Below are 916 nucleotides of genomic sequence, written 5' to 3' on the forward strand. Positions count from 1 at the left end.
AACCCTGGAATGCTTTGATAAATGCTGTATTCCGGTAAATCCTTAGCCTTATCTACCATAGCAGTCAGGATGTCACCCTTGGTACCATGCAACTCAATCCAACGCTTTGCATAGTATATAACTTGTGCAACATTATAAGAATTGGCAGCAACTGCAGGCGCTGATATCTGACCCATACTCATTAATTGATCGACTAATTTACTTAATCTCTCGTGACCGATATGCCAACTAATCCCAGCTTGAATCGTGTCCATGAGTGCTTGCCTCGAACGTCTTGTAATTATTGCATGTGGCACTATTGTTAGGAGCTCCCAATAATGTGGACTATCGGTGGCAGAAAAGAGTCCTTCGATTTTAGGAAAGGTCAGTTGTAAAATGCGATGTAACCTATCTTTTGTACTGACAATATCATGATTAATTTGTTGATAAAAGCGGCTCATATATTGTAACTCAATATAAATTGGATTTTGAACATAACTTTTAGCACGAGCTAAAATGAATTGGGTCTCAGCCAAGTTTTTAGCATCATTCAAATCATTTTTATTCGGGCGAAGCTGATCCAACTGTTTTTTTGCTGCTAAGGGATTGAGAAAAGTATAGGGATAATTATGCCAATCCAAAAATGATTTCAATCGTCGCGAATAAATACCGGTCGCCTCAAAAACAATATCAGGAAATTCATTAAATTGCATGATAATTGTATTGAGTTGATTGAATCCCAGGACATCATGGGTTATCTTTGCTCGTATACTGAAAATCCGGACCGCTTTATTTCTAGGGCATAATCCGAGATAATCAAGTATAGGAGTTTTTTTATATTATGAAAGCTAAGCGATACTCAACAGAATTTAAGTCATCAATTGTCACCTTGTATAACGAGGGACGTTCTGCTAATTCTCTAGCCAATGAATACCAT

The 916-nt window shown here is 37.4% G+C and carries 1 protein-coding gene; it reads right to left on the reverse strand.

Going from position 1 to position 916, the window contains the following annotated elements:
* Positions 1–692, reverse strand: a 692-nt coding sequence (locus BMG01_RS10665) for an IS110 family transposase (protein WP_233127313.1), incomplete at its 3' end; no start/stop codon positions are given.
* Positions 693–916 lie beyond the last annotated feature (224 nt).

It is taken from the genome of Leuconostoc sp. BM2 (genome assembly GCF_002095565.1).
Classification (GTDB): domain Bacteria; phylum Bacillota; class Bacilli; order Lactobacillales; family Lactobacillaceae; genus Leuconostoc; species Leuconostoc falkenbergense.